At 50.5% G+C, this 25,877-nt stretch carries 21 protein-coding genes and 1 tRNA gene; 15 read left to right on the top strand and 7 right to left on the bottom strand.

What is annotated here, in order from left to right:
• The 5 genes from HPY52_15220 to HPY52_15200 form a co-directional block, all read right to left on the bottom strand.
• The coding region (locus HPY52_15220) for a site-specific integrase (protein NPV81587.1) at nucleotides 1-891 on the bottom strand (891 nt) is incomplete at its 3' end.
• 171 nt (nucleotides 892-1,062) lie between these two features.
• Nucleotides 1,063-1,138, bottom strand: a tRNA-Lys gene (locus tag HPY52_15215).
• Nucleotides 1,139-1,334: 196 nt separating this feature from the next.
• Nucleotides 1,335-2,057, bottom strand: a complete 723-nt coding sequence (locus HPY52_15210) for a hypothetical protein (protein NPV81586.1) — start codon at nucleotides 2,055-2,057, stop codon at nucleotides 1,335-1,337.
• On the bottom strand, nucleotides 2,051-3,046 hold the full coding sequence (locus tag HPY52_15205; GenBank protein NPV81585.1) for an ABC transporter ATP-binding protein: 996 nt from the start codon (nucleotides 3,044-3,046) through the stop codon (nucleotides 2,051-2,053). The genes HPY52_15210 and HPY52_15205 overlap by 7 nt, the downstream gene beginning before the upstream one ends.
• Complete coding sequence (locus tag HPY52_15200; GenBank protein ID NPV81584.1) at nucleotides 3,043-3,411, bottom strand: GntR family transcriptional regulator; 369 nt, start codon at nucleotides 3,409-3,411, stop codon at nucleotides 3,043-3,045. The genes HPY52_15205 and HPY52_15200 overlap by 4 nt, the downstream gene beginning before the upstream one ends.
• 831 nt (nucleotides 3,412-4,242) lie before the next feature.
• Here HPY52_15200 and HPY52_15195 point away from each other — a divergent pair.
• The 9 genes from HPY52_15195 to HPY52_15155 all read left to right on the top strand — a co-directional run bounded on the left by HPY52_15195 (nucleotide 4,243) and on the right by HPY52_15155 (nucleotide 18,330).
• Nucleotides 4,243-6,222: a beta-galactosidase gene (locus tag HPY52_15195; GenBank protein NPV81583.1), complete on the top strand. Its 1,980-nt coding sequence runs from the start codon at nucleotides 4,243-4,245 to the stop codon at nucleotides 6,220-6,222.
• Between the two features lie 1,338 nt (nucleotides 6,223-7,560).
• Nucleotides 7,561-10,227 carry a hypothetical protein gene (locus tag HPY52_15190; GenBank protein ID NPV81582.1) on the top strand — a complete coding sequence of 889 codons (2,667 nt, stop codon included), beginning with the start codon at nucleotides 7,561-7,563 and terminating at the stop codon, nucleotides 10,225-10,227.
• 68 nt (nucleotides 10,228-10,295) lie between these two features.
• Nucleotides 10,296-12,230 carry a peptide ABC transporter substrate-binding protein gene (locus HPY52_15185; protein ID NPV81581.1) on the top strand — a complete coding sequence of 645 codons (1,935 nt, stop codon included), beginning with the start codon at nucleotides 10,296-10,298 and terminating at the stop codon, nucleotides 12,228-12,230.
• An 80-nt stretch (nucleotides 12,231-12,310) separates the two neighbouring features.
• Entirely contained in the window at nucleotides 12,311-13,270 is a 960-nt protein-coding gene (locus HPY52_15180) for an ABC transporter permease (protein NPV81580.1), read from the top strand.
• A 19-nt stretch (nucleotides 13,271-13,289) separates the two neighbouring features.
• The gene (locus tag HPY52_15175) at nucleotides 13,290-14,189 is read left to right on the top strand and encodes an ABC transporter permease (GenBank protein ID NPV81579.1); all 900 of its coding nucleotides are present in this window, start codon (nucleotides 13,290-13,292) and stop codon (nucleotides 14,187-14,189) included.
• 1 nt (nucleotide 14,190) lies between these two features.
• A complete protein-coding gene (locus HPY52_15170; protein ID NPV81578.1) occupies nucleotides 14,191-15,171 on the top strand; it encodes an ABC transporter ATP-binding protein in 981 nt (326 codons plus the stop codon).
• Nucleotides 15,164-16,111, top strand: a complete 948-nt coding sequence (locus HPY52_15165) for an ATP-binding cassette domain-containing protein (GenBank protein NPV81577.1) — start codon at nucleotides 15,164-15,166, stop codon at nucleotides 16,109-16,111. The genes HPY52_15170 and HPY52_15165 overlap by 8 nt, the downstream gene beginning before the upstream one ends.
• 17 nt (nucleotides 16,112-16,128) lie before the next feature.
• The gene (locus HPY52_15160) at nucleotides 16,129-17,946 is read left to right on the top strand and encodes a DUF5060 domain-containing protein (protein ID NPV81576.1); all 1,818 of its coding nucleotides are present in this window, start codon (nucleotides 16,129-16,131) and stop codon (nucleotides 17,944-17,946) included.
• A 93-nt stretch (nucleotides 17,947-18,039) separates the two neighbouring features.
• Entirely contained in the window at nucleotides 18,040-18,330 is a 291-nt protein-coding gene (locus HPY52_15155) for a hypothetical protein (protein ID NPV81575.1), read from the top strand.
• Between the two features lie 80 nt (nucleotides 18,331-18,410).
• On the opposite strand, the gene HPY52_15150 is transcribed toward HPY52_15155, so the two are convergent.
• Both HPY52_15150 and HPY52_15145 read right to left on the bottom strand, forming a co-directional pair.
• Complete coding sequence (locus HPY52_15150) at nucleotides 18,411-19,064, bottom strand: hypothetical protein (protein ID NPV81574.1); 654 nt, start codon at nucleotides 19,062-19,064, stop codon at nucleotides 18,411-18,413.
• Between the two features lie 62 nt (nucleotides 19,065-19,126).
• A complete protein-coding gene (locus HPY52_15145; protein ID NPV81573.1) occupies nucleotides 19,127-19,384 on the bottom strand; it encodes a hypothetical protein in 258 nt (85 codons plus the stop codon).
• Between the two features lie 526 nt (nucleotides 19,385-19,910).
• Here HPY52_15145 and HPY52_15140 point away from each other — a divergent pair.
• The 6 genes from HPY52_15140 to HPY52_15115 all read left to right on the top strand — a co-directional run.
• Nucleotides 19,911-20,075 (top strand): hypothetical protein, encoded by a 165-nt coding sequence (locus HPY52_15140; protein ID NPV81572.1) that lies wholly within the window; start codon nucleotides 19,911-19,913, stop codon nucleotides 20,073-20,075.
• 379 nt (nucleotides 20,076-20,454) lie between these two features.
• Nucleotides 20,455-21,669, top strand: coding sequence for an ROK family transcriptional regulator (locus tag HPY52_15135; GenBank protein NPV81571.1), 1,215 nt, complete (start codon nucleotides 20,455-20,457; stop codon nucleotides 21,667-21,669).
• Nucleotides 21,670-21,952: 283 nt separating this feature from the next.
• Nucleotides 21,953-22,873, top strand: a complete 921-nt coding sequence (locus HPY52_15130; GenBank protein ID NPV81570.1) for a sugar ABC transporter permease — start codon at nucleotides 21,953-21,955, stop codon at nucleotides 22,871-22,873.
• Nucleotides 22,870-23,736 carry a carbohydrate ABC transporter permease gene (locus HPY52_15125; protein NPV81569.1) on the top strand — a complete coding sequence of 289 codons (867 nt, stop codon included), beginning with the start codon at nucleotides 22,870-22,872 and terminating at the stop codon, nucleotides 23,734-23,736. The genes HPY52_15130 and HPY52_15125 overlap by 4 nt, the downstream gene beginning before the upstream one ends.
• A 112-nt stretch (nucleotides 23,737-23,848) precedes the next feature.
• The gene (locus tag HPY52_15120) at nucleotides 23,849-25,171 is read left to right on the top strand and encodes a sugar ABC transporter substrate-binding protein (GenBank protein ID NPV81568.1); all 1,323 of its coding nucleotides are present in this window, start codon (nucleotides 23,849-23,851) and stop codon (nucleotides 25,169-25,171) included.
• A gap of 291 nt (nucleotides 25,172-25,462) precedes the next feature.
• Nucleotides 25,463-25,877, top strand: a 415-nt coding sequence (locus HPY52_15115; protein ID NPV81567.1) for a glycoside hydrolase family 2, incomplete at its 3' end; no start/stop codon positions are given.

Here is a 25,877-nt window from a genome sequence, read left to right as displayed (position 1 = left end):
TGTGGTATGCCCCATTATCGCCTGCAGGTCGTAAATATTGCCTCCCTGCCTCAAGAATGTAATGGCAAAGAAATGGCGGAGATCATAGGGGCGGATATCCAGCCCAATGGCCCTCCCATACCTCATAGGCCTATGGCACCATGCTCCCTCGGACAATATCTCGCCGTTCCAGCCGCTGAACACCGGCGAATTGCTTCCCCAATCCGGAGGCCTCACCGACAGAAGCTGCTTTATCGATAGCACTGGCCTCGTGTCGATGGGTAATATCCTTTCTCTTTTGGTCTTGGAAATCTCGGCAGGCACTATAACGACGCCTGAGTCGAGCCTGAAATGCTCTGGGAGGAGTTTGAGAGCTTCACCAGGTCTTATGCCGGTGTTGATTTGAAGCAGGAATAGGGAATAGTCCCTGAGGCCCGTATATATACCCAGGTCGAATACATCCACTAGCCTCCTCAAGTCTTGAGGGCTGATGTCCACTATTCTCGATTCTGCCTGCTTCGTTTTGAATCCATTCAGGGGGTTTTCGCGTATGATGCCGCGCTGCACGCAGTAGTTGAAATACGCTTTGAGGTATATCAGGTACAGGTTGTAGCTGGCCGGTTTAAGCTTCTGCCCCAGATACTCGTATACAGAGGACAGCAGCTTTTCCTCGCTTTCGAAAGCATTAGGAAATTTCCTGAAAAATAGGGTCACGTTCTTTCTGTAATCGCGCAGGGTGCGTTCCCTAAGCCCATGCGCCTGCTTCATTAGGAGAAAGTCTGAAAGCGCTTCCTGCCATGTCTTTTGCGGCCTGCGCGACGCATCTCCACACCCCGGCCCCTCATGCGTCTTCGTGCCAGCCGCAGGGCACGGCCTTGGACCTAGCCTACTACGCATTACCGTTTTTGCCAAAGTTACCCCTCCTGTCGAGGGGCCAAAGCATGCGGATCAGCTTTCCCTTTTCGTATATCAGCTGTTCACTAAACTGAACTGCTGATTAGCATTTTTGGTAGCCCGGCGGGGTAGGGCCCCCGCCGCCCGCGAAGCGGCGCAGCTGACTGATTTTGCTGGCTTGTAAAAACTTGGTGCGCCATGAGGGACTCGAACCCCCGACCCGCTGATTAAGAGTCAGCTGCTCTACCAACTGAGCTAATGGCGCACATCACAACAAAAATATTACTCGCTATCGGCACATTTGTCAAGCGGCGAAATCTCCTTTATTATCTCATCCATGATCCGGACGCGGCGAGGCCCGGCATATAGTGATTGCAGGTCGGGCCGCCAGGGATCTGGACGCGGCAAAGCCCGGCCTGGGATCACTATGGGCCACCAGGCATTTCTGTTACGGGGCCATTCTATGACCAGTCTCTTGTCCGGACTCTTGCTACCGATATTGCCCAGCATAGAATGTAAATGATCAAGCCTGCGCCAATCACCAGTAATGGAAGTAGCGAGGACTGTCCGAGGGATTCTATCCATGCCGCGAAAGCCACTGCCCATGCTGGGGGCGCCCCATGGGGCTTCTGAATCATCGCGACTCCTATTGCGGTAAACGCCGCAATGCTAATCATGATGAAACGGTTGTAGGCGGTAGCCCTGGCATACCCCAGGCAAAAGAACATCGCGAGGTAAACGCCTGATATTATCAAAACCAGGCCGTACAGAATAGCAAGGGTTCGGAGGAATTCGCGCAAAAAAGCGCCCGGATCCCTCAAAAGCGCTTCGTTTGTTCCGGGGCCAAACTCCGATGCGATGATTCCCTGTTCGATTATACCAACTACCCCAAAGACTAAAGCAAAAATCATCGACGCGGCGAACACAGACAGGAATTTGCCTAGGACTATCGTCATATCTGAAATCGGCAGCCCCTTGAGGAAAATATAGGAGCCATTTTTATCCTCATCGTATGTTGATCTAACGGCAAAGCCATATGCGGAGACGAGCATATACATGCCGATTATACTGCCCACATTCGTGACGGCAAATGACAGGGCCAATCCCATGGCTGCCCCCATTGCCAGATACATCAAGATCAGCTTCCTGCCCTGAATGATATCCTTATATACAAGATCTAACATGCTCTGGCCCCCTTAACGATGACTACAAGAATATCGTCAAGCGATGCTGGAAATACCTGCGGCCTGGCCCCAGCAAGCCGAGCGATCTCGGCTGCCACATTCTGAGAAAAGTCGCTCGTGATACCTTTGAATGTGATTCCTTCGATCTTGTAGGCAGCAAATGCTTTCCCCAGGCCCTGTCGCATCGCCTGTTCGATCCGCTCCCTGGCCCCGAGAATCTCAGATTCAAGCTGGGAAGGGGCCAGCGAACCTGCCGCGCCGCGCGATACAGGAAGTGGGAATGATATCCTTTTCCATCTAGCCAGTACGTCGTCCTTTACGTCAGAAATCACGATCTTCCCATCGTTGATGAATGTAACGTAGTCTGCTATCTTTTCTACATCCTGCGTGATGTGGGTGGAAAAGAACACGCTCCGCCTCTCGTCTTGTATGACGGCCATGAGTTCCGCCAGGATATCATGCCGGATAACCGGGTCCAGGCCACTTGTGGGTTCGTCGAGCACCAGGAGTTCAGGCCTGTGGGAGAGGGCAAGCGCGAGGCCCAATTTTACCTTCATCCCTTTGGAAAGGTCCTTGACCCGCTTCGATGGATCTATATTGAATCTCTCTAGCGTCGAGCGGTAATAAGCCAGGTCCCAAGTCGGATAATACTTCCCGACAAAAGCCCCAAACCATGCAGGGGTCATCTCCTCATAGAAATGAGGTTCCTCACCGAGATACCCTATATGATGCTTGATTTCGATCTCGTGTCCGCTATGGTCGAGGCCCAGGACTTTCACTGTGCCCCCTGACTTTCTCACCATATTCATGATAATCTTTATCGTCGTGCTCTTGCCTGCGCCATTTGGTCCAATAAATCCCATGATGTAGCCCCGCGGCAGCGTAAAAGACACTTTCTTAAGAGTAAATCTCGGGTAAGTTTTGCTTACCCCTGATAGAAAGAGCGCCGGGGCTGTGTTTTCCCTGAGATTCTCGGCATCAGCCGTCATTCTATCGCCTCCCTGAAAAGCCGCATAAGTTCTTCACTGGTTATGCCATTTGCCCTCGCGTCAGCCACAATCTCAGAAAGACGCTCATAAATGGAGCGCATTCTGATCGTCCTCAAATCCTCCAGGTCAAGATCAGCTACGAATGACCCCAGTCCTGCCTTGGTTACAATGAGTCCTTCTGCCTCTAGCTCGGAATAAGCCCGCTTGGTGGTTATAACGCTGGTCCCTGCCTCTTGGGCAAGCTGGCGGATGGAGGGCAGGCTAGCGCCAGGGACGAGTTCGCCGGACAGCACCTTTTCCCTTATCTGATCGACTATTTGTCTGTATAAAGGAACAGGATTGCTGTAAGATACATGAAGCTGCACGGCATCACCACCCTCTGTACATATCGTATATTCACAGTATAGAGATTATATAAGAGAATGTCAATAGGCGCTCCACTTTCAATCGTATTTCCACCTGAGTTAAGTGGAAGGCATTCAGGATGGCCTTGCGCCCGGATTTGGCTGCGGCTTTGGAGCTGGCTATCTATATGGGATTTTGAGATTGTCGCGCACATGCGATCCAATCATGTAGTGATGATCATCGAACAATAAGATGTCGCAGCATGGCAGATTACAGCCGAAGAAAGCTGTCACGGCATGACACTCATCCATGTCCAATAAGCCGTTACCGCGTGACAGTTCGCATGGCGGATAAACTGTCATCCCATGACAATTATCCAAGTGTCATCATATGACAGCTATCCAGGTGTCACGGCATGACTCTTACCCGTGGCGAACAAAGTGTCATGGCATGATAGCTATCCGCAGCAATAGACTGTCATGGCGTGATACTTACCCGTGGCGAATAGACTGGGCATGACAGTTGTCCATGAGGAATGAATTGTCACCGCATGACAAATCAGGGTTTCAGGCAGGCCAATGCCTGTGATGCTGCAGATATCCCACTCCAAAGTTATAGCAATGGGAATAGTGCGATGGCGCCCTTTATATATACCTCCCACGTGGGGTGCAACTCCGAAGATCTAGCTTGTATACCTATAGAAGGAATCCGACGGTGTCTCTCGAAGGTAAATGTGGCGCTCAGTGTTATTGAATCACCAAGGATCTACTGGCGGCGCCGCTTTCCTTCCTTCAACAACGATGCCGCCAGGGTAGAATCGGCAACTATTCTGTGAGAGGGGATGTTTGGGCATGTACGTCGGAGTCGACTATTATCCCGAGCATTGGCCTGAAGATCGCTGGCCCCAGGACGCCAGAATGATGCGAGAAGCGGGCTTCAATGTGGTACGTATGGCTGAATTTGCCTGGATAAAACTCGAGCCCGTGGAGGGAATCTATGATTTTTCGTGGCTTGACCGCGCCATCGAGATACTTCACCATGAAGGTATTAACGTCATCCTTGGAACGCCGACGGGTTCCATGCCAGCGTGGGTCGCCCTGAAGTACCCCGAAGCGGTGGCTACGGACATAAAAGGGGATAAAATCCCTTACGGGGCACGTAAGGATAACTGCCCTACAAGCCTGTCCTATAGGCTTCTCAGCCAGCGCATCACGGAAGCCATGGCAAAGCACTATGCAGATAATCCGGCGGTCATAGGATGGCAGACAGATAATGAATTTGGGGCGCCTAATTGCTACTGTCACACCTGTAAGGCGGCGTGGCACGATTGGCTTGCCAGGCGGTTTGACACAATCGACCGTCTAAATGAGAGCTGGGGAACTATCTTCTGGGGGCATACATACCGGACATGGGAAGAGGTACCACTACCTCAAAGGGACGGGAGCAACCCGAGCCTGGCTCTTGATTATGCCCGTTTCTATTCTGACCAAGTAGTCTCATTTCAAAAGGAGCAGATAGATATACTGCGACGCTTCTGTCCCCACCATTTCATAACACATAATTTTATGGGGTTCTACGATAATCTTGACTATTACAAGTTGGCTCAGGACTTGGATTTCGTCTCATGGGACTATTATTACAACTGGAACTGGAATAGACGGATGGAAGCATATCTCTGGGGCGCCGCCGCCCATGATCTTATGAGAGGGTTGAAGCGCAGAAATTTCTGGATAATGGAGACTAGCGCCGGCCCGACGGGGAGCAGCGTATATTCCCGTAACCTCAGGCCCGGCGAGATGCGTCGCTTGAATTACCAGGCTGTGGCTCACGGCGCAGATGGTCTTCTCTGGTTCCGGTGGAGGACCTGCCGCTTCGGTCACGAGCAGTACTGGCATGGGCTTCTCCCGCATGATGGAATACCCGGCAGGCGATATAAGGAAGCAGCGCAGGTTGCACATGAATTCGCTAAAATCGCTCCTGAAATAGGGGGTTCCACGGTCAAGGCGCCAGCGGCCATATGCCTTTCATATGACGATCGATGGGCTTTTCGGATCCAGCCTAATAGTAAGGATTTCAATTATACAGAACACCTTTTGAATTATTACAAGGCCCTGCGGCGCCAAGGTGTAGACGTAGATTTCGTGAAGCCAGATGGGGATCTTACGGATTACCGTCTCCTCATCCTCCCAACGGCCTATATAATCACGCCTTCTATCGCGGAGAACCTTAAGCGCTTCGTCAAAGACGGCGGCGTCCTTGTCACCACGTTCAGAAGCGGGGTAAAAGACGAATATAACGTGCCCTATGACTTGACTCTTCCCGGACTTCTCAGAGAGACGGCGGGAATCAGGATAGAGGAATATGAGGCTCTAGATGATAGTATGATCTATGAAGTGGCGTTCGACGAGGAATTGGGTGGTGGCAGACATAAGGCTGGCATCTTCGCCGATTGGATAATCCCCGAAGAAGCGAGGGCCATAGCTCGCTACTGTGAGAAGGGGCTGGAGGAATATGCCGCTGCCACTTTAAATTCCTACGGGAAGGGGAAGGTGTATTACATTGGCACATGGTTCTTGGAAGAGGCCCCGTATGAGAAGTTGATCAGCAAGATACTGGGAGAATCCCAAATCGAGCCTATTGTAAGGCCTCCAGCCGGGGTGGAGGTAACTACTAGGAATAAAGGAGGGCAAGACTACATCTTCCTTTTGAATCATGACGATAATGATGTGAGTGTGGAGATTCCCCGCGGGTATGAGCTTATCACTGGAAAGGATGTAGGGGGACTTGTGAGAATCCCGGGCGGAGAGGTAATGATAGTGCGAGTTCAGTAGAGTGTCTAGTGCCCAAATACGATGATCGAGATCCTTGCCCAATTTGGTGAATCTACGAAGAGGGAATAGACTGAGAATACTCTTTAGGGCTAGCGAACTGCTGGCCCTTTGTTATTTCCTTATCGGCATTGTCTTCCCTTGATTGGCGGGGCTCTCAAACAGAGTGAGATTCTGCAAAGGATTTCTGCCTCAGGAGGTCCACCGTGAATTGCGGAAACTCAGTGGTCTCGGCCCGGAAGATAGGGTTGAGTTCTCATGAATCTTCTGGTATAGCTATTTCTTTTTGACTGGGGTGAAGCCCAGGTATACCTGGGAAATGAACTTACTACCGTATATCTATTCTGTATGCGGCTCTGCGCCTCCAGGGTATCTTTCGTGAGGGCCTACCTACGTCAAAAACAGGAGGCTTTCTTTGAGGGGCATTATCTGGCATTTGAGTTCCTCGGGGGAGTGCCGCGGAGGGTAATTCCTGATTATGCGCAACATAATCAGGAATTAAGATCTCGGTGACGCCATTAAAAAACTCAAAGCCCCGGCAATGAGACTCTATCCAGGACTTAAGATCCTGTGCCCATGTAGCTTCGGAATGAGTGATCGAGTTACTCCGGAATCGCTGATCGATTTCATGCGGAACCGGTGATCGCCTTGTCCCGGAACCGCTGATCGGTTCACATCGGAATGGGTGATCGATTTACTCCGGAACGGGTGATCGATCTGGACCGGTGTACACACCTTTACAGTAAATGAGCCAGCCAATGCTGTCCGAGCCTCCAGAGACCTCCAGCGCGAGGTGCTGGGATTCATGCGTGGGATTTGATGTCTTGCGGGAAGGCATTAGTATGATACGGGGTTATTTTCGATATGGGCAAATTATCTTTGCAAGACTGAAAATAAAATATCTTGGGGTTAGCAGGAATCTGCGTCCGTGCATCGAAAATTTGGAATTATCGAAGAAAGCTGTAATTGTCGAACCTAACGACACACGATCTTACCCTCCATACCTGTGGTCTTGATTCTTTGCCTAATCAGCCATCGTTTAGCTTCGGAACACAATCTCCGCATAAGCAGAACTAAAATCACAGGGTCACATTGCAATATGCGCTCTTCGCCGGAAAGAGAAAGGCTAACGAGCCTACTGATTTCCTGAGACGGGGCAGAATCGGAGACCTGCTAATCTAAGCGTGTCCGTCGCGAGAGGGGCTGTCTGAAACCGCAATAGGAGAGCGGGCTAGCCCTGCCATTCATTTAAATTGCTTCTGGTGGCATTCATGTCGGGTATATCATGATTCGTTGGGGCTTTACTGACGGAAACGGTGCAGGACGGGAGAGGGCTAGGGAATGATCGGCACGGGATTCATTGAGTTTTTGATACTCCTTGTGATAAGCATAGTGGTGAGCGCAGTCCTGTTTTCCATTCCCGGGTTTTTGGCGGAGAAAGGCCGTCTTGAATTTGTAGTCATGGTCATCCTCGGTTGGCTTGGTGCGTGGCTTGGCTCTCCCGTGTTTGGCCAGATAAAGCAATCGCGATTTTCCGAACAGCTTCCAATGTATACAAGGGGTGATGGGGGGTTGGAGACCCCTGTGATGCTGGAGTATGAGATGCCCTGGTACAGGGTCCCCGGCGGGGCCATGGACATGAGTTTCCTTCTGGACCCGCCTGCAGGTAAGCACGGGTTTGTAAGGGTAAAGGATGGCCATCTATGCTTTGAGGATGGCACGCGCGCCCGGTTTTTCGGAGTAAATCTGGTCTTCGATGCGGCCTTCCCAAGCCACGAGCAGGCTACGGTGCTTGCCGAGAAGCTTGCCCGTTCGGGGGTGAATATGGTAAGGTTCCACCATTGCGATGCCAGGCGTCCTCTTTCGTATATCGATTATTCCTCCGGGTCCGCTTCCAGGTCCCTGAATAAGGAAGCTCTCAATCGCTTCGACTTCCTGGTTTCGGAGTTAAAAAAGAGGGGGATCTACATACACCTTGACCTTTTCACCCTCAGGAGCTTTGGGCCCGGGGATGGCATCATGGACTGGGAGGGCCTCCCGGCTGCCCCGAAGCACATCGTCTTCTTCAACCGGCGACTCCGACAGCTCCAGCAGGAGTTCGCGGCAAATCTGCTCTTGCACTATAACCCCTATACGAAGTTGAGGTATGTAGATGAGCCGGCTATAGCTATAGTCCAGATTGTGAACGAGAATAGCGCCTTCTGGAGGGCGTGGGAGATACCCGAATCATACCTCAAGGAGATCGACTCCCTCTGGAATGACTGGCTTGTGCGCAAATACGGCAGCAGGCAGGCCCTTGATATGGCGTGGACGGACCGGGACGGGAGGAAGGGTCTCGGGTCAGGGGAGGACCCGGTGGAGGGGACAGTGATGCGTCCGCCCGTCGGGGAATGGGGGGAGAGGGTCTTGTCCTGGAGGCGCGATTACCAGGGCGTGGACGGGGCCGCCAGGTATAATGATCACCTGCGTTTCCTCCATGAGGCTCAGGAGGATTACTTTTCCACCTGGTATACCTTCCTCCGGGGAATAGGGGTAAAGTGCGCCATCAACGGTAGCAACCTGCCCAACGGCCCCACCGGGTTGCGTTCCCAGGCGTTGATGGACGTGACCGAAAACAACGCCTACTGGAACCACCCGGTAGGAGGGTTCTCACCTCCTGTGAGATTTCACAGGCATACCATGGTCTCCCGTAACCCCTTTGCACCCCCTACAGGACCCTTCATGGCCAATCTCGTGAGTGCCCTGGCGCCGGCCAGGGCGGCAGGTAAGCCGTTTGTGGTCACCGAATGGAACGCCCCCTTTCCGACCGAATTCCGGTCTGATGTGATGCCCTTCCTTTCGGCCTATGCGAGCCTCCAGGAATGGGATGGGCTCCTGCTTTTCTCCTTTTCCCACAATAACTGGGATGAGGCGACACACCAGAAGGGGATGAAGGGCTTTTTTAATTCCTTCAATGATCCGGCGATCTGGGGCCTGGTCCAGGCCTGTGCCTTCATCTTCCTAAAGGGCGCGGTTGCCCCGGCCCGCCACGTGATAGACCTGTGCTATACGGATGTGGATACCTTCTACCCGCAGCCTCACTGGAGGGAACCTTATTCCTTCCTGCCCTTTGTGGTCCGCGTGCAGGCGCGCTACATAGGCTCCACCTATACCGGGGATGCGGATGTGGCACTGGCAAGCGGCTTTACCCCCACCGGGAACTATGAGGCCGCCAGGCACTTTATCAACTATGCCGACTGCCCGTATACGGATATTCACAACCGGAACATCGGGAAGGTGAAGCCGGAGGCGACCGTGGATGCCTTCCCCCTGGAGAAGAAGGAAGGGGGGCGGATGACCGGGTACATCGGCCCCCGGGGCGCCGTGGTGACGAACCCGGGACCTGATATGGCCTGGCTTCCGGCCTTCTGCCTGGATGCCTTCCACTACTGGGGCATCCAGCTGGAAGGCCAGGAGATGCTGGAAGCCCGGACCTTCACCAGCGATACAGGAGAGCTTCAGTGGGATTACGGAAGTGGGATCCTGCGGATCGATACGCCACTGGTAAAGGGGGTATCGGGCTTCGTCGAGGGAAAGGAGATAAGGCTTAACTCTATCAGGTTTAAGGTGGAAAACCATTTCGCATCCGTTCTCGTGGTGAAGCTTTCCGGGCCAGACGTGGAGATGCTCCCGATGCGCCTCCTCATTACCGCTGTAAGCAGGGCTGAGAACATGGGACAGAGGTGGGAGGGCGATACCCTGATGGATGAGGGAGAAGGGCCGGTGGTGATTGAACCTGTAAGAGCAAGGATTTCCATGGACAGGGGCTGGCTTCAGGAAGCCGGAGGTGATACCCAGATACGGGCCTTTGCCCTGGATGATGCCGGGAATCGCGTGCGGGGGATCACCGTGGACGAGACATGCGGGGAGGTGGTCGTAGAACTGGACGGAATGGGGCCGTTTCTCCACTATGAGATTATCCTGGGTTCGGATGAGGACGTTACAGGAGGTGGGTGTTCTACAGATTAAGAGTCGATCCCCTGTAAAACCTGTTGAGGTGCTTCCCGTTAGAAATAAGATTTCAAGGAGGGTCCGAGATGAGAAGGAAGATCCTGATTTCTATCATCGTGGCGGCCTTTGCCATCTCATTTGCCGGTGTGGCCTGCGCCAGGGAAAACGTGGTCCGCTTCCCATTCCCTGATATCCCCAGTTTCAACCCCATCTACTGGCAGGCTCAGCATATATTGGCTCAAGGAACAATCTATGAAGGCCTCTTTGGTTACGCCCCTGACCCCGGCAATCTCGGAGAAATCAAAGTTGTTCCTGCTGTGGCGGAGAAATATACTTACTCCCAAGATGGCAAGACCTGGACCATAACGCTTAAAAGGGGGAAGAAGTGGTCTAACGGTGATCCGGTTACAGCGCGGGATTTCGAGTGGTCCTTCCGCTACTATGCGAGCCCCGCGCTTCCCGACGTCCCCTACTGGGCGAGTCCTCTCCAGTATGTCAAAAACGCCTGGGCGGTGAAGGGAGGCTCCCTTCCACCTGAGCAGCTTGGGGTGAAGGCCCTTGATGACTATACCCTGCAGTTCACCCTTGATCGGCCCAGGTTCGACTTCCACTGCTGGCTCGCTATAGGCGGGGCGGCTCCTGTCCACAGGAAAACGGTCGAAGCCTACCCCAACGACTGGTGGAAGCCCGAACATTTCGTGGGCAACGGGCCATATGTGGTGAAATCTTGGACTCCCGGCAAGGAATGCGTGCTTGTCAAAAATCTGAATTATGTCGGGGAATGCGGCAATGTGGATAAAGTCGTGCTCAAGTTTGGAGGCCTCGGACTCCAGGCATATGAGGCAGGAGAGCTTGATCTGGCCTGGATAACCAATGTAGGGGAATTCAAATACGTAAAGGCCAATCGAGAGCTTTCAAAGCACTTCAAGGAAACCTTAAATGACCTTTTCTGGCAGGGTTATCAGATATCACGTGGGTTTAGCCCGGTCCTGGACAATAAGAAACTCAGGATGGCGCTGGCGATGGCAATTGATAGGGAAGCTTTGGTCAAGACAGTTTTGGGCGGAAGAGCGATCGCGACTGGTTCCTACTGGACCAAGAATGACCCAATCGGCGCCAACCTGAAGGAGATACCTTATGATCCTGAGCAGGCCAAGAAGCTTCTTGCTGAGGCAGGATATCCAAATGGGAGCGGCCTCCCGGTGCTGAAATTCTATATAACCGGCGCTAGCAATCCAGTGGCGGAATTTCTGGTGGATCAGTGGAAGAGGAATCTCGGGATCAAGGTAGCCATAGAGAACATCGAAAGCGGTCTCTATTGGAGCACATATGTCTGGGGTAACTACGCGCCTGATGCCGGCGCAGGTTTTACCTTGATAGGGGCGCCCATGAATTCCTTCAGCGGTGAAGCACTTTTCAAGAATGCATGTCACACTATGTGGTTTTACGACATGCCTGCTAGCATTAGGAAGAAGTCCTACGAGCTCGAGCAAGAGTGGGACGCTTTTCTGAGGAAGGAAGGTGGGCAGACTGACGCCGATTGGAAGGCGATCCTGGATAAGAAGGCGAAACTGGTCGCCTCCAAGAAAGAGATCCTTGCAAAGGAGCCGGATAAGCTTTGGCGGGAGGCTATGAGCATAAAGCCCACCTTTGATGAGCAGGTTGATGATCTTTACGAAAAGTGGCAAAAAGCCAGGGATGCCAACCAAAAGACTGAGTACTGGAGGCAGGCCAATAGGGTCCTTATAAGCGAGGAGGAACTCCAGCTGCAATACCTGGGCATGAATGAGACCAACAGGATGGCAAGGAGAATTCACAATGCTGCAGGCAGGTTACCATTTGAAGAAGCAATGAAAATAGTGCCAAAGGGGCTTCAGATAATCCTCGATCAAGCCTATATGGTCCCTCTCTATACAGATAAAATACAATACGTACAGAGGCCCAATCTCGAGGGCGTGATGATCTATAAATTCTCATGGGGACCTCAGGTGTTCAACTTCAAATACTTAAAAGTCAAATAGGATTTGACCATTTGACGCGACTTGAAGGAAATGGCCGGAGGGGGGCGTCAAAGCCCCCCTAGAAACGGAGGGTGTGATGTATGGCCCTGCTGCGGTACATTGCCAGACGTCTGGTGACCATCGTCATTTCCATGGTGATCATAATAACCATAACGTACTATCTCATGTATCTCGCCCCGGGAAACTTCTTTGACATCCAGCGCTTCTCCTCTGCCGCAAGATCTACATCTGTCACCCCGGAGCAAATGCAGGTCCTCATAAAGGGATTTGAAAATAAGTATGGCATAAACCAGCCTATATGGAAGCAAATACTTAGATATCTCAAGGATGCCTTTGTGTTCAAATTCGGGCCTTCATTTTCCAACCCTACCATGACCATAGAGGAACTTATACGGATGAAGTTCCCGGTGACCCTCACATTATCGCTTTTGAGCATAGGGCTGGCCATAGTGCTGGGCATTCCGCTTGGGGTTATAGCGGCTTTAAAGAGGAATACCTGGATTGATTATTCCGCCATGTTCGTCTCAATGATCGGCACAATTATACCGCCCTATGTTATCGCTGTGATTCTTGTCATATGCCTGAGCGTTTACCTGCGTCTGCTCCCTACGTCAGGGTGGGAAAGTCCAAAGCAGATGATACTTCCAGTCGTGACTCTGGCTCTGGGTCCAATGGCCGGGATAGCCCGATATATGCGGGCGAGCCTGCTTGACATTATAAATCAGGAATACATACGAACTGCTTATGCCAAGGGAGGGATTGATAGGGCAGTCATATTCGGACATGCCATGAGGAATTCATTGATACCTATAGTCACTATCCTGGGGCCTCAAATAGCGTTCCTCCTGGTGGGAACGGTGTGGATTGAGAATATCTTCAGGGTCCCGGGACTCGGCCAGCTTTTCGTCAATGCCGCCGCTATGAGGGATTACCCCCTTCTTGTAACCTCAACTTTCATCCTTGCCCTAGCGGTAATGGTGATGAATCTGATTGTTGATGTTGTATACGCCTTGCTTGACCCAAGGATAAAATTCCAATAGTCATGGTGGAGGGGGTTGTATGGAAGTCAGAATAGAAAAACCGAGGCATTCCCCCGGAACCGGGAAAAGGGCACATGTTTCAAGTTACTGGGGGGCCGCCTGGAGAAGGCTCAGTAAAAATAGGATGGCTATCGCAGGCGGGATTTTCGTCATAATCTTGATCTTGGTAGCCGTCCTTGCACCATGGTTGGCACCGTATGGATACGATGAAGCTCATTATGAACATGCCTTCGAACCTCCCAATAGACATTTCATCTTCGGGACCGACGACCTTGGCCGGGACATGTTCAGTAGGCTTATATACAGCCTGAGGAATGCAATGATCGTGGCCTTTGGTTCCCAGGCGGTTGTTCTTATTATAGGCACAACATTGGGGGCAATGGCAGGATTCCGTGGCGGCCTTCTGGATATCATATTGATGCGGATAGTCGACATAATGTTTGCATTTCCTACCTTCCTCTTCAATGTTATCCTCGTCACAGTCATGGGGAGAGGACTATTCACTATTTTCCTGGCGATAGGCATTACAGGCTGGGCCGGTCTTGCCAGGCTGGTCAGGGGCCAGGTCCTGGCATTGAAACAAAAGGAATTCGTGGAGGCTGCAAGAGCCTTGGGGGCGAGGGATAGTCACATAATCAGGAGGTATATCCTTCCCAATATCCTTGGCCCTATAATAATAAGCCTTGCATTCGGGATCCCTAACGCCATGATGATGGAAAGCGGCCTTGCCCTGATCGGCATGGGCGTTAGGCCCCCGATGCCAAGCTGGGGCAACCTCATAGGAGCAGGCATGGGAATGGTTATGGGATTCCCGCACTTGTTGATCTGGCCCGCTTTGACCTTCGGCATTACACTTCTCAGCTTTACTTTCCTAGGTGACGGTCTCAGAGATGCGCTCAATCCGAGGAGTGAGACTTGATATGGCCGAATTGCTTAAAGTGCGTGATTTGAAGACTTATTTTTACCGAAGCGACGGGGTGGTAAAGGCTGTAGATGGCATAAGTTACACCCTGAAATACGGGCAGACCCTAGGTCTGGTAGGGGAGAGCGGGTCAGGGAAATCTGTGTCGGTTCTTTCTCTCCTAGGCCTTCTGAGGAGTAATGGAAGGATAGAGGGAGGCGAGGCCATATTCGACGGCCGGGATCTTCTCAAGCTGAATAGGGCCGAACTCAGGGAAATACGAGGAAAAGAGATAGGGATGGTGTTTCAGGATCCAATGACGAGCCTGAACCCCACACTTACCATAGGCCGGCAGCTCATAGAACCCCTGATATGGCATAGAGTCGCTTCCAGCGAGGAGGCGCGCGCGAGGGCTCTGGAACTCCTGCAGAGGGTCGGGATCCCCGAATACAGGGGAAGGTTCTTCGACTATCCTTTCCAGTTTTCCGGCGGCATGCGCCAGCGGGTCATGATAGCCATGGCTCTGGCGTGTAAGCCAAAGCTTCTCATCGCCGATGAGCCTACCACCGCTTTAGATGTTACAGTGAGAGCTCAAATACTGAACCTAATCCAGGACATGAAAGAAGAGCTCAACATGAGCGTCATAATCATAACCCATGATTTCGGCATAGCGACGAATTTCTGTGACAGCATTGCGGTCATGTATGCCGGAAGAATAGTGGAAATGGCGCCGACTGAGGAATTCATCATGCGCCCCTTTCACCCTTATTCAATAGGCCTCATGAGGTCAACCCTGGATATCGATGTAGAGGATAGCAGACTGGAACCAATTCCGGGCAATCCGCCCAACCTGAAGAATCCACCCTTTGGTTGCAGATTCCACCCACGATGCAAGCGCGCTGTAGATATATGCAGGGATAGTATGCCGGAACTAAAAGAAGTTGCGGACTCTCATTATGTCGCTTGTCATTTTGCAGAGGGGGATGGGGCATATGCTTGATACGCTCGTGGTAAAAGAACTGCGCAAATATTTCATGAGAGGAAGAAGGCCCCTTAAAGCTGTCGACGGAGTCTCTGTGACCATAAAGGAAGGGGAAACCCTTGGCCTTGTCGGTGAAAGTGGATCAGGGAAGTCCACCCTCGCAAGGGCCGTATTGAGGCTCATAGAACCAGATGCCGGGGAGATAATTTTCGATGGCGAAGATATAAGAAGGCTCGACGGGGAAGCCCTGAGAGCAAAGCGGAGGCATATGCAGATAATCTTCCAGGATCCTCTGGCATCTTTGAATCCGCAAATGACCATAGGTCAGGCTATAGAGGATCCCCTCATCATTCATAATGTAGGCACGACAAAAGAGAGAAAAGAGAGGGTCATGGAACTCCTGGATATAGTGGGGATAGGGCGGGAATTCATAAATTCCTTTCCACATGAATTCTCCGGCGGTCAGCAGCAACGGGTGGGCATAGCTAGAGCCCTGGCCCTGAATCCAAAACTCATCGTTTGCGATGAACCAGTCTCGGCCCTTGATGTTTCAATACAGGCTCAGATAATATCTTTACTCGAGGATCTAAAAGAAAGATTTCGCATATCCTACCTGTTTATATCCCACGACCTCGCGGTGATCAAATATATATCGGATATGGTAGCGGTTATGTATCTTGGGAAGCTCATAGAGGTAGGTCCCAAAGATGAAATATACGGCAATCCAGTTCATCCTTATACGCGCGCGTTGCTTGCCGCGGTCCCTAGGATTCCGAGGGACGGAAGGCCGGCCAGGAGATTTGCGTCCCTCCAGGGTGAAATACCCTCCCCCATAGATCTTCCAAAAGGATGCAGGTTCAAAGCCAGGTGTTCATTTGCCGTCCCGGCGTGTGATGAGGCCGAACCGGAATTCAAAGAAGTCTCACCGGAGCATAGGGTTGCCTGCCACCTCGTTTAAGGAAGGGGCAATGGATTATGGAACTTCTGACATGGATTTTGGCTTTCATGTGCGCCATGGCGCTGGTCATCATGGCGCCTGCTTTTGCCTGCGGGCAAGAAGGATTCCAGGATGATAGGCCGCTCTGCATCAATTCTATAGGGTGGGAACCGCGGTCCGTGCCCAGGTACGAGTGCCTTGAGATACGTCTCGATGTGCAGGGGACGTATAACAATGCATTCGATCCAGAAGAGATAGATATTGCCGCGCATTTCCACGGACCTGATGGCAAGGAGTGCAAGGTACCGGGATTCCTATACCGGCCTTACCGGAGGGAGCTAAAAGGAGCTCAGGAAATATTGATACCCGAAGGCGAGCCTGAGTGGAGAATCCGGTTTGCGCCAACCGAAACCGGCATCTATCGATTCTTCATCACAGCACGAGATCGCACCGGGGCTATGGCTAAGTCGAAAGAATTCTCATTCGAGGCAATTCCTTCGCCCAATCCTGGATATGTGCGAGTCAGCACGAAGGATCGCCGGTACTTCGCCTTCGACAATGGAATCCCTTACGTGCCAATTGGGGCAAATATATGCTGGGCGGGCCCAAGGGGCACTTTTGATTACGATGATTGGCTTTCTGCATATGCAGGAGCGGGATGTAATTATTTCCGGGTATGGCTAGGGCCGGCATGGGCCACGTTGGCTCTTGAGAGGGCCGCCGTCGGGAAAATCGACCTCGCCAGTGCCTGGAGACTTGACTATGTGCTGGACCTGGCGGAGCGCCTCGGGCTTTATGTGATGCTCTGCCTGGATAGTTACAATGAGCTTCGCCTGGGACGTGACGGGTCATATCCTTTTTGGGAGCAAACTCCCCACAATGTGGCAAACGGCGGTCCTCTGCAGGAACCTGGAGATTTTTGGACCAATCCTGAAATGCTGCGCCTTTATCGCAACAAGCTCCGCTATCTTGTAGCGCGGTATGGCTATAGAACCCATGTGCTCAGCTGGGAGTTTTGGAACGAGGTGGACATAATCTCGCCTGTAGCCTATCGTGGTGGCGAAGTAAAGAATTGGCACGAGGAGATGGCCGAATTTCTAAGGTCAATTGACCCATGGAAGCATCTCATAACAACGAGCTTCTCCCGTCCGGAGGGAAAGCCGGAAATAGATCTGCTGGCGGGCATTGATTACGTTCAGACGCACCGTTACGGAAACGGCGATCCTGAGTCAGCTCTTGTGCGGCTCATACAGCGGAAAGAAGCCTACGGTAAGCCACACTATGTCGGGGAATTTGGCCTTGATGTCAGCGGGCGCGATGCAGTGGTTGATCCTCAGGGGCTTGCGATCCACGATGCCATATGGAGTAGCCTGCTCTCTGGGGCCGCCGGGGGCGCCATGTCCTGGTGGTGGGATAACCATATTCATCCTCATGATCTTTACTTCCATTTCAGGGCGCTCGCCGGGTTTATCGAGGGAATAGACTTCCCGGGCGAGGAGTTTCGCCGGATAGAAGACGCGAGATTTACATGTGGTGACCTCAAGGGCGGAATACGACTACGCTATTTTGGCATTCGCGGGAGAAACACGACTCTCATCTGGGTGCAGAATAAGCCATCTGGCGGAATACAGCGCGAAGGCGCGCCCGAGCCAATTCCCGCTCATTCTCCTTGCGAAATGGCGCTGACGGGATGGCAAAATGGCACATATAAGATCATCCTGTGGGACACTTTTGAAGGGAAAGCCATCGAGGAGAAGATAGAGAGCGTGCATGACAAAGTCCTGCGGGTGAGGCTTCCGGAGATCACTAGAGATATTGCGGTTAAAGCCATGAGGCAAAACGCTTGTCTATTCTAGACAGCCATATTACATATAGTTCCAAAAATCTTGCTATGTGTCCATATACACAGTAGCATGCGCGATAGCCTTTACTAGGATGTCGCATGGAATTTGACCAGCTATTTTAAGTTGAAGGAGAAGAGCCGGGAAGATAGCGAAGTACAACCTCCTTCGTGGCCGATCGTTGCTGATGTGGAAAAGGATGAGCTTGATCGTTCCTCGGAATATGTAGAACTTCTTGATAAGCTGCGTGAAGCCGAGAGCGTCGAGGAGATTCGAGTTATTGAATCGGCAGTCCGCCAGGTCATGGCCCGAAGAGAGCCCATAAGGATATTCTTCTGTAGGTCTGACGGGGGAATATCTGCCCGAGGAATTTCGGGCTCTTCTATGAACCAGACGTAGATGATGTATTTTGGGCGCGAGTGTTCTTGCTTAATAGCAATGAATGCCGGAAGAGTCCGACTCAGGGGCACAAGCGTCGGTTAATACCCATAAGTAAGGTAGGCAATGGATCTGACGATCCCAGGTGATATACGTGCTACCCAGGCTGATAGATGGACTAGGATATCAGAAAGGATGGTTTCCCAGAAGACGCGATAGCGGCTTCTCGATCTCTGGCCGTCAAGGCCGTAGACGTTTTTGATCAAATTGTTGATTTGCTCAGACTGGTATCGCAGGGTATAAGTCTTCTTCCACCTTGGGGATGATCTGGGTGGGTAAGGGTGTGCCCTTATATCCCAAGCTGGCTTGGTGTGTATGACTCGCCCGAATGGAGTATTGGAGCAAGGTCCAAAGGTGCAGATGATCTTTTCTCTGTCAGCCTTTGAGCCGTAGATCTTGGGGCAGCGCCATGTGAGGCGTTTTCTACGGTTATCCAGACCGAAGTAGCACATGCGATTGCCAGAGGGGCAGATAGGGGTCCCGTCGAGGTCGATACGAAGTGGTCCAGGAAGGATGCGCCTAGACCTTGAGTTTAAAGGGATGAAAGGCTTGATCTTGAAGTATGTAAGGGTTTCATAGATGGAGTTTATGTCATGGGCCATGTCCCCAATGAACCCATAGATAGGTTTCTTGTGGCAAGATATTGGGCGCATCTTCTGGCAGAGCAGGAGTGTATTCAGGGCGATGAGGAACATGATTCAGTCGTGGGTGGATGCTGCCTGGCATGAAGGAGCCACAGGGAGGGGACCTGAAATTGTTACTGCAGTGAGGGTATGGATGTTGTAGCCGAAGACGAACGCGTCTCTGTGGGCGTCCCGGCCGAACCTATGGCAAGGCGTTTTTTGTCCTCGCCCCATAAGCGATACATGAAGTCGTAGAATGTGCCGACTCCCGGGATGTCATCAGGATGGAAGCCTGCGGCTGTGGCAAGAATGTCTGAGGATTTCAGGAGTGAGACGAGCTTGGTTATACCCTGTATTCCAATATGTTTTGCGCAAAGCAGGGCCCGAAACATTGACGAAGGGTCTCTTGCAGGCCTTCCGGTGTGAGAGTAATGAGAGGCGATAAGAGTCATGGCTGGGTCGAGGTCGAGAAGGTGCATTTTATCGATTAGGTCGGCGTAACGTGTAATTTCTTTCTGGGAGGAGGGGAATAATGAGGATAGCCTTTCATGGAGTCAGGCTCGGAAGTCTTTGATTTTCCGAAGTTTTCTGAGCATCTTCCATCTGACCTCCTTTCTATGTTTGTATCACCAATAAAGGATATCCAGATGGGAGTATAAGGTAGCAAGGGATTTGTTGCCAGGCAGGCTCTATGGAAGGCCTAACCATTTGAATGGGTCGAGTTTAGCGGATATCTGGCAGTGGAGGAAAGATGAACCAGGTTGGAAACTGCCGTCTTGAGGGCATCAAACTAATTATCAGCATGACGGCGGGAGTTTCCGAAAACCCTCCTTTCATCCGAGGGAAGGTATCAAATGGTCTGATGGTGAGCCTTTTACAGCGGATGACGATGAAAGGATAGCCCTGGCCAAACAAATCATGCGTATCAACGCGGAAAACATCTGGAATATCGGCCTGGTGGGCGGGCTTCCGCACCTGGTGATCGTGAAAAATCACTTCAGGAATGTCCCTGAGACTGCCATTTCAGACTGGCTCCAGCTGACCCCTGGTAATACTGTGCCGGAGCAATATTTCTTTAAATGACCGATGGAACTTGATTGGATAACAGCTGGAAAACAGATCATGGGTAAGGAGCGCCTTCCTCTGGAGGGTGCTCTCTACCCCCTCCCCTAACCGGAAGGAACCTTTCGATAATGATCTCTTATCCACTTATACAGGTTTCATGTCCTCCAAATTTAAATTATGGTTATCGACCGGGAAGGAAAACTGGCGCAGATGTAGAATTTATGACTTGGATTTAATTCAAGGAATTAATTCATAAGCCTTGAAAGAGATTCATGAGATCATCTGTTATTGATTCTTGGCGCCATTACGCCAGCATGGAGTGCGAGGCTTTAGATTCCTTTATATATAAAGAACCCCATACTCAAGAAACAGATTGTTAAATGGAGCAGTGCAGTAAATGAATGGGAGAAATGAGTTTCCTTATTCAGGGAAAAACCTGGAGGATGTCCAGCTTCAGAATCGAGCCACTGTGTTGCAGATCCTTCACTCGAAAGGCAGGATATCCAGGAGGGAATTGGCGAGTCTGACAGGTCTTACGCCTTCGACTATAACATATATCACCAAGGACCTGCTGGAAAAGGATCTTATAGTTGAAACGGGCGCGCTGGTCGGGCGAAAGGGACGCAGGGCGATTGCGCTTGAGATAAACCCAAATAGTCGATTCGTCATCGGTGTGCGTCTGGCCAGGGGTTATATCACATGCGGTCTATTCAATCTCAATGCCAGGCTCCTTCAATCCGAACGGGTCGAGATCTCCTCGCTAAGGCAGGCTGGCGAAGTGCTAACTGCGGTGAAGGATACAATCCGGAAAACACTGCAGAATAGTGGGGTTGCTGATAAGGTGAAGGCGATAGGAATAGCAGCTCCGGGCCCACTCAGCATCAGAGAAGGCAAGGTCGCCTTCATAAGCAATTTCCCGGGCTGGCGTGATATACCGCTGAAGGAAATCATTCAATCAGAATTCCATATTGAAACGATTGTTGAACACGACGCCCATGCAGCTGCCCTTGCTGAAAAGTGGTTTGGCGCAGCCCAGGAAGTCGAGAACCTTATCTATGTCGCGAACGGGAGAGGCGTGGGCGCTGGCATAATACTGAATGGACAGGTATATCATGGTTCCTCAGGCATGGCTGGAGAGATAGGCCATACCAGCATAGATTTCAATGGACCGAGGTGTGAGTGCGGGAACTACGGGTGTCTTGAGATATATTGTTCAGGCTCCGCGGTTCTGAGAAAGGCGAAAAAAATGATAGAAGAAGGCATGGAGGAGACCATTCTTTCCAAGGTGGATCCACTCACCCTCCAGGCTATCCTTGAAGCTGCGAAGCATGAAGACAAGCTGGCTGTAGCTCTTGTGAAGGAAGCTGCTACGTACATGGCATATGGCGTGGTGAACCTGATAAACACTTTCCATCCTGATATGGTGATTCTCGGAGATGAGATGGCTGAGGCAGGCGAGATATGGGTTGATACTGTAAAAGAAGTTGCCTTGACCCGCCTTTTACCCGAAGTAGCCAACCGGGTAGAGATCATAGGATCGAGCCTGAAGGGCGATTCGTTCTTGACAGGCACCGGGACTGTTGCGATTGAGTATTTGCTGAGGAATCCCTAAGTAATTGCCATAGATCGCGATCCGACCAATATCAGAAATTGTAGACAAGGTTGACAAAATGTCGAGATAATCGTAGGTTTCCCTATATATTTCGTGAACTCAGGTTGTGACATGGTGGGATCCTGCAATAAGGGGGGATCAATAATATAGTACATCCTATTGACTCTCCAATGGACCCTTGTCTCTATCCTCTTTGTGAATTTATCTCGTCAAATTGGTAGCTGTCCTTCAGGGAGACCAGTATATCTAGGGAGGTGTATCAGGAGTGCGACACAACAGTAGCATCACACCCGCCTATCGTCATCGACAGAGCCATTTGGCACGTGTTGAGGAACGCTATTTTTACCTTTTCATTTCGCCTTGGATCCTGGGTTTTTTCGTCTTTTCCGCCGGGCCTATATTAGCGTCGCTTGTACTCAGCTTCACAGAATATAACATAGCTAGTCCCCCCAGATTTGTCGGACTGGAGAATATATCAAGATTATTACATGACCCTCTATTCTGGCAGGCGCTAAAGGTCACCTCGCTATATTCCTTATTCAGTGTCCCATTAGGGATAATTGTATCTTTAATAGTTGCTTTGTTGCTCAACCAAAAGGTATATGGACTTGCCCTTTTTAGGACAATTTACTATAGTCCTTCTGTAGTATCAGGAGTAGCAGTATCTCTTTTGTGGATGTGGATTTTTAATCCAGAATTTGGGATCCTAAACTACATACTCCACAAGCTATTTCATATTCAAGGTCCAATGTGGTTGATGAGCGAGCAATGGGTTATCCCTGCATTGGTCTTAATGAGTCTATGGGGTGTCGGCGGTAGCATCGTAATTTACCTTGCGGGGCTTCAAGGGATCCCAACCCAATTGTATGAGGCTGCGGAGATAGATGGTGCAAATTCGTGGTATAAGTTCCGCTCTATTACTTTACCCTTGATGAGCCCCGTGATCTTTTTCAATTTAATAATGGGAATTATCGGTTCTTTTCAGGTATTTACGCAAGCCTATGTTATGACTGGAGGAGGACCTCACTACGCCTCGTTATTCTATGTACTTTATCTATACCAGCATGCATTTCAATATTTTAGGATGGGATACGCATCGGCGTTAGCCTGGGTTTTATTTCTAATAATATTGATACTTACACTTGCGATATTCAGATCCTCTTCTCTCTGGGTATATTATGAGGCAACTACCACTAGGAGGTGACAAAAGCCTTGCGTAGAAGCAGAAAGCGGTTAATAGTAGAGACGGGCATCAGGTGTCTGCTTTATATAACATTAATTCTTACCAGTATCATAATCCTTATACCTCTTTTCTGGATGGTTTCTACTGCTCTAAAGAATCTCGATGAAGTATTTATATTCCCACCGGAATGGATTCCTAAATCTCCGGTGTGGAGCAACTTCAAAGAGGCGCTGACTTTCCTGCCTTTTGGTCTATTCTTTAAGAATACGACAGTGATCACCTTCAGTACCATGCTTGGGCAGATACTCTCGGCCTCATTAGTGGCTTATGGTTTTGCTCGTCTAAGGGCGAGGGGGCGAGATCTTCTCTTCATGCTAGTCCTGGCCACAATGATGATTCCTTCTCAGGTTACGATGATCCCTACTTTTATTTTGTTCAGCCTTCTAGGATGGGTGAACACCTTTAAACCTCTCATTATACCCAGCTATTTTGGTGGAGGCGCCTTTTTCATTTTTCTATTAAGGCAATTTTACATGACCATCCCCCTGGAGCTTGATGACGCGGCCCGTATAGATGGGTGTGGTTATTTTGATATCTACTGGAGGATATTACTGCCTTTGATAAAGCCGGGTCTTGCAACAGTGGCAATTTTCTCTTTCATGTGGACCTGGAACGATTTTATGGGCCCTCTAATCTATCTTAACAGCTTTGAGAAGCTTACTATAGCATTAGGGCTTAGCCGGTTTACCGGGATGTATGGAATGAGTGCATGGAATCTACTTATGGCAGCATCACTTGTTGCGACCCTGCCATGCCTTCTCCTCTTCTTCTTTGCTCAGAAATACTTTATACAGGGGGTGGTAATAACGGGGCTAAAGGGATAGGTCACCTAATAGAGGGCATAGGTTGGCTCGCCCATCTCCGGCGAGCTGGGTTGGGTTTCCTGTTGTCCATGGAAAGATACTGAAAAGAAAGGCGAATAGGAGGGTTTAATTGATGAAAAAGGTTTTCATCATTACCGGCTTGACCCTTTTGCTAATGTCAGTGGTATCTGGTTCAATGTTTGCGACAACCAAGATAACGCTTCTGTGGCGTACAAATCCATATGAGAACAAGGCCATAAATGAGTTGGTTAAGGCATTTGAGAAGAAGAATCCTGATATAAAAGTGGAACAGATCATCGTTTCGTGGAATGAATACGAACCTAAACTTTCGACTATGTTTGCAAGTGGCAATCCGCCGGATATATTCTCTTCCGTTGGGGCAGGCGGTTATGCGGATTATGCAATAAGGGGAATAGCCCTTGATCAAAGTCCATATATCAAGAATGACAGAATTGACTTGTCAATCTTTTATCCACAAGCAATAAAAGGGTTGGAATGGCAAGGTAAGATATTAGCTCTTCCACTAGGCGGCGGCCCTTCCCTAATGTATTATAATGTTAACCTCTTTAATGAAGCTGGCCTTCCAGGAATTCCCACCGACTGGAATGATAAGACTTGGACGTGGGACAAAATGGTGGAATATGCTAAGAAACTCACTAAGAAAGAATCGTCTGGCAAGATAACACAATTTGGTGTGGTAATGGATTTGTGGCCTAAGGATGCCTATGCCTGGCTTTGGGGCGCTAGTTGGTTCCCCGAGGAGGCATATGAGACGGGATTATGCGAGAACTCCTTGGTGGATGATCCTAATGTGATCAAGAGCCTCCAAGAGTTTGCAGATCTTACCTGGAAACACCATGTATCTCCTACACCTGCTGAGTCTCAGATGTTTCAACAATTTGGTGGTCCATTTCCGAGTGGTAAAGTTGCCATGGGCGCAACTGGTGCATGGTTCTTTGAAAACTGGAGTAACATGGTAAAGAATAGATTTGAATGGTCGGTCGGCGCTCTCCCAATGGGGACGCAGCGGAAGGGCGTGCTCTTTACAGACCCATGGATGATAGCTAAGACAAGTAAGCATCCGAAAGAGGCGTGGGAATTCGTCAAGTTTGCTGTTAGTAAAGAAGGCCAAGAGGTCTTTATGAAGGGTTATGTGGCTTTCTCACTACGCCGCGATATGTTCAGCACAGTAGAGTCTAAGGTTCAGAGTTCAGTAAGTAAGCAAGCCCTACGGGAAGCGGTTCTTGGCGCGATTGAGCATAGCCAGGAGTCTTCAAATCATAGACTTGTTAACTGGGCGGAGATCGAGAACCTGACTAATGCGGAATTAGATAGGCTGCTTCTCGGTAAGGCAAGTGCTAAGGAAGTCATATCGACTCTCAAACCTAAACTCGATAAGTTGTTGCAGGAGTTGAGCAAGAAATATAGCAAATAAACTTACTTTTATAGGAATCAGGTGGTGCAAAGCGTCGGCCATGTGTTCTCGGTCAGTCAGGGGTGAATTGATGCTCCTGACTGACCGCATACATATGCTCGGTATTGATGTCGGCTATGTGCCGAGAGTCAGGAATGGGGGTTAATGACAGCAATTACCAGTCAAAGGTAAGGGTGGTCATTATGAGGCATATCTGAAATAAGATGGCGGTGGATTTCCATCAATGGGCTACATGCCTTATATGGGGCTGGGGTGCCGAGTATCAACGGGATAGAAACGAGGAGGATATGAATGTACCGGGTAAACCTAGACGGAAAATGGCAGCTCTATTACTTCCCTGAAGGACAAATAGATATACAAGACCTCCAAGCCCTGCATTCCGCAGGGCTTAGGCCTGTAGAAGCACATGTGCCCGGTAATGTGGAGCTGGATCTTGTCCGGGCAGGAAGGCTTCCTGAGCCTTTTTTCGGCGCCAATATTCGAAAGCTTCGCCCTTATGAAACTTATGAGTGGTGGTATGAACGGGAATTCGATACGCCGCCACAGGTGGAAGGGCGCAAGGTTGAATTGGTTTTCCACGGGGTTGATTGCATCGCTACATATTGGTTGAATGGTGAAAAACTTGGGGAATCCCGGAATATGTTCATAGAACATCGCTTTGATGTTACAGGGAAGCTCCGCCCCCAGGGAAGGAACCATCTTGTGG

The organism is Bacillota bacterium (assembly GCA_013178415.1).
Classification (GTDB): domain Bacteria; phylum Bacillota; class SHA-98; order Ch115; family Ch115; genus Ch115.
This window is presented reverse-complemented; position numbering and strand designations above follow the sequence as displayed.

What these genes read in the sequence shown, in the direction of transcription:
- HPY52_15135 (NPV81571.1), top strand. Translation starts at nt 20,455, where the DNA reads ATGAATGGGAGAAATGAGTTTCCTTATTCAGGGAAAAACCTGGAGGAT.
- HPY52_15150 (NPV81574.1), bottom strand. Translation starts at nt 19,064, where the DNA reads ATGTTCCTCATCGCCCTGAATACACTCCTGCTCTGCCAGAAGATGCGC.
- HPY52_15180 (NPV81580.1), top strand. Translation starts at nt 12,311, where the DNA reads ATGGCCCTGCTGCGGTACATTGCCAGACGTCTGGTGACCATCGTCATT.
- HPY52_15205 (NPV81585.1), bottom strand. Translation starts at nt 3,046, where the DNA reads ATGACGGCTGATGCCGAGAATCTCAGGGAAAACACAGCCCCGGCGCTC.
- HPY52_15120 (NPV81568.1), top strand. Translation starts at nt 23,849, where the DNA reads ATGAAAAAGGTTTTCATCATTACCGGCTTGACCCTTTTGCTAATGTCA.
- HPY52_15185 (NPV81581.1), top strand. Translation starts at nt 10,296, where the DNA reads ATGAGAAGGAAGATCCTGATTTCTATCATCGTGGCGGCCTTTGCCATC.
- HPY52_15195 (NPV81583.1), top strand. Translation starts at nt 4,243, where the DNA reads ATGTACGTCGGAGTCGACTATTATCCCGAGCATTGGCCTGAAGATCGC.
- HPY52_15160 (NPV81576.1), top strand. Translation starts at nt 16,129, where the DNA reads ATGGAACTTCTGACATGGATTTTGGCTTTCATGTGCGCCATGGCGCTG.
- HPY52_15175 (NPV81579.1), top strand. Translation starts at nt 13,290, where the DNA reads ATGGAAGTCAGAATAGAAAAACCGAGGCATTCCCCCGGAACCGGGAAA.
- HPY52_15190 (NPV81582.1), top strand. Translation starts at nt 7,561, where the DNA reads ATGATCGGCACGGGATTCATTGAGTTTTTGATACTCCTTGTGATAAGC.
- HPY52_15210 (NPV81586.1), bottom strand. Translation starts at nt 2,057, where the DNA reads ATGTTAGATCTTGTATATAAGGATATCATTCAGGGCAGGAAGCTGATC.
- HPY52_15170 (NPV81578.1), top strand. Translation starts at nt 14,191, where the DNA reads ATGGCCGAATTGCTTAAAGTGCGTGATTTGAAGACTTATTTTTACCGA.
- HPY52_15165 (NPV81577.1), top strand. Translation starts at nt 15,164, where the DNA reads ATGCTTGATACGCTCGTGGTAAAAGAACTGCGCAAATATTTCATGAGA.
- HPY52_15140 (NPV81572.1), top strand. Translation starts at nt 19,911, where the DNA reads ATGCGTATCAACGCGGAAAACATCTGGAATATCGGCCTGGTGGGCGGG.
- HPY52_15145 (NPV81573.1), bottom strand. Translation starts at nt 19,384, where the DNA reads ATGTTTCGGGCCCTGCTTTGCGCAAAACATATTGGAATACAGGGTATA.